The organism is Rhizobacter sp. P1_G5, from assembly GCF_056405435.1.
The window spans coordinates 1-3,408 of record NZ_JBFUCB010000631.1; the positions used below are offsets into that span (position 1 = coordinate 1).

3 protein-coding genes and 1 pseudogene are annotated in these 3,408 nt (G+C 68.7%); all 4 read left to right on the plus strand.

Going from position 1 to position 3,408, the window contains the following annotated elements:
* Positions 1–332: pseudogene (locus tag AC1D12_RS28425) on the plus strand (radical SAM protein); the annotation flags it as partial.
* A gap of 131 nt (positions 333–463) precedes the next feature.
* The gene (locus AC1D12_RS28430) at positions 464–1,288 is read left to right on the plus strand and encodes a glycosyltransferase family 2 protein (RefSeq protein ID WP_477844442.1); all 825 of its coding nucleotides are present in this window, start codon (positions 464–466) and stop codon (positions 1,286–1,288) included.
* Between the two features lie 103 nt (positions 1,289–1,391).
* Positions 1,392–2,981: a beta propeller repeat protein gene (locus AC1D12_RS28435; protein ID WP_477844444.1), complete on the plus strand. Its 1,590-nt coding sequence runs from the start codon at positions 1,392–1,394 to the stop codon at positions 2,979–2,981.
* Positions 2,982–3,070: 89 nt separating this feature from the next.
* Positions 3,071–3,408: carbohydrate-binding protein (locus tag AC1D12_RS28440; protein WP_477844446.1), on the plus strand; the 338-nt coding region annotated here is incomplete at its 3' end.

Genomic DNA, 3,408 nt, shown 5'->3' on the forward strand with positions numbered 1-3,408 from the left:
TGCGTCAGCTGTTCGAGGCAGGCTGCATCGCGAGCGGCTTCTTCCACCGCTTCGCCTGCACCGTGCACTCGCCGGTCGGCCTGCAGCCCGCCGACTACGGCATCTCGCTGCAGCCGCTGCCGCCGGGCCGCTTCGCGAAGAACGACGTCGGCTTCATCGACCCGACCGGCACCGACCACGACGCAATGGGCCGCGCGCTGAAGAAGGCGATCTACAACTACATGCACGGCATCGGGCTGGACGCTGACGTGCGCAGCTGGTTCGACGTGCGCGTGCCGAAACCGACGGTCGGCCGGCACCGCATCGCGAAGGCGCTGCAGCAGGTGCAGTAGGTCGGGAAAACGAGCCCGCTCTTCCGTTCCGGTACACACGTACCATAGGTCCGAGACCCACCGCCTTTGGCCCGTTTTTCGTGTCGATCGGCACCCCACTCCTTCCCAGAATCGGCTCCCACTGATGGCGCATGACGCGCCCGATGGAGCCCGAGATGTACCGATCGCCGTTCTTCAGCATCATCACCACGACCCACCTGCGCGCACCGCTGCTGGCGCGCGCCCTGCGCTCGCTGCGCGCCCAGACGTTCCAGGATTTCGAGGTCATCGTCGTGGCCGACGCGCTCGACGGCGACACGGCCACCGTCTGCGCCGAACTGCTGCGCGAGCAGGACATGTTCATCAAGCGCTGCGGCCGCTGCGGCCCGGCCGAGAGCCGCAACCAGGGCATGCGGCTCGCACGCGGCGAGTGGGTGATGTTCCTCGACGACGACGACACCTTCGCGCCCGAGCACCTGCAGCGCACGCAGGCCCACATCAGCGCCCACCCTGAGGCCAAGGTGCTGTACTCCGATTTCGACGTGCTGAACGAAGACCGCGAGAAGGACCTGCACGCGGTCCTCGCGCGCACCCGCATCCACCTCGGCGGCCACCCGATCGAATCGCTGCACGTGAAGAACTTCATCCCGAACAACGCGCTGGTGTTCCACCGCCTGGCGCTCGAAGGCTGCAGCGTCGACCCGCATCTCGAATCGCAGGAAGACTGGGATTTCCTGCTCTCGGTGTGCCAGAAGGCGATGCCCCAGTACTACGAGGGTGGCGGCGCGATCGTGCACAAGGACGAGGTGAACCCCGGCCTGCACCGCGGCACCGCGCCGGCGGCCACGAACAACACGGTCGTCGTCGACTTCCTGCACACCTACCGCCGCTGGCGCGCGCCCACGCCCTTGCTGCAGGCCCAGCGCCAGCAGCTGATCCAATCCGTCGGGCTCAGCCTGCCGGTGGCCTGGTTCTGATCCGGCGCGTGGTCTAGGGCCTGTTAACAAGCCCTAAACTGGCGCTCCCCCGAGGGGCCGAACGAGCCCCCAGGGCCGTCACCACCGACCGGAGGAGTTTCCCTTGAACCTGATCGATCCTGCGCGCCGCGCCCTGCGGCATGCGTTGCTGGCGTGCGCCCTTGTGGCGGCTGCCGGCTGCACCACCATCAGCACCGCCCCCGACCCGCTGAAGACGCCGCCGAAGGCGAACGAGAGCGTGGCCGTGGTGAGCATCACCGGCAACACGGCCCAGGTCACCGCGATGGACGTCGCCTCGGTGACGCGGCTCAATGCCGATGGCAGTTCCAGCGGCAGCATCTTCAACCTGACGCAGGTGGCACCCGGCCTCGCGCGCGACACCTCGCTGTTCGTCGGCGTGCTGCCGGCCGGTGCCTACGAGTTCTCGGGGCTGTCGAACAGGGCGACGAACCAATCCCTGCGCATGACGCCGACGATGCGCCAGCGCATCGGCCGCTTCACCATCGTCCCCGGCACGCCGACCGACCTCGGCCGGCTCATCATGACGCCGGTGAACACGAACGTCGTCGTCGGGCGCAGCGCGACCATCACGTCGAACCTGCCGATGATGCAGCGCTTCGCTCCCGAGCAGGCGCAGCGCTTTGCCGGCACGACGCCCGGCGGCTGGGACGGCACGCGCACGTCGAACGACCTGGTCGAGGAGTACGCGCGGCTGCGGCCGGTCGGTGCCGACAACATGGTCGAGCTGTCCGATGGCCGGGTCGTCGCCGCCTCGCGCCTGGGCAGCCTGCTGATCCGGTCGACGGAGGGCCACTGGCGCGTGCTGCCGAGCACCGGACTGGAGTCGCTGCTGCACGTGACCCCGGTCGACCGCCCGGATGCCAGCCTGGTCGCGGCCGGCGAGTTCAGCACGCTGCTGCGCCTTCCACCGGGTGGCGACCGGCTGGTGCCGATCGACACCGGCGACCTGCCGCCCGGCAACCTGCTGTTCGTCGACGGCAACGACCGCACCGGCTGGTACATCGCCGAGCAGAGCGGCACCGAGGTGACGCTCTTCAAGTCGCCTCGCCTGGTCGCCGGCACCTGGACGCCGGTGCGCAAGGAAAGCGTCGCAAACAGCTTCTGGAGCGGCGCGAACTCGTTCTGGATCTGGCGCGCCCCGCAGGGCCTGACCTACGCGCTGAGCACCGGCCAGATCCAGTCGCTCGACTACGCGAGCGGCATCTGGCGCACCACCACGGCCCCGAACAACAGCCGGATCGTGACGATCGAGTACCACCCTGGCGGTTCGCTGGGCATCGTCACCTCGCCGGGCGGCGGCTTCGCGGGGGTGTTCGCGTCGCTGTACCTGTCGAAGGACATGGGTGCCAACTGGAGGGAGATCAAATCGGACTTCAACGTGAAGGTCGCTCCGCCCTACGAGACGCTGGGCGGCACGCTGCTGAACCCGGGCGGCGTCTTCACCGACCAGGTACTGAAGGCGAGCGACGACGGCGGCAAGACCTGGAAGAAGCGCGGTGATTTCCCGCTGGCCTGGCACCTTGTGCAGCTGCCCTCGGGCAAGACCTTCGCGGTCGACCGCGGGCAGCTCGGCCTGTTCTCGATCCGCTCGTCCACCGACGAAGGCGCGAACTGGAAGACGGAGTACAGCAATTTCGACGCGAAAGCGTACGAGTCGTCACAGAAGAAATAGCGTCCTGCTGCGCGAGGATCGCTCCAACTGGTATTCAATTGGATATGCTGACGGCAGCATCTATCCAGAGGGAGCGATTAAAAATGGTCATGACCACTTCCGCCTCGGGCGGTTCCGCGCGCCGCGTGCTGGCGTCCTTGGTTCTGTCGGTGGCGGCCGCGGCCGTGCACGCGGCCTACCCGGCCTGGAAACCCGACACGTTCTACGCGGCGGGCACGATCGTGTCGTACGCCGGGCACGACTACAAGGCCTGGGTCGCGCAGACCGACTACACCGGCACCGGCTGGAACCCGACGACGGCGAGCTTGTGGCAGGACCTCGGGCCGAGTGGCGGCACGCCGCCCGCGCCCGCGCCCGCGCCCGCGCCGGCCCCTGTCCCCGCTCCGGCACCCGCCCCTGCACCAGCGCCCGCCCCGGCTCCCGCGCC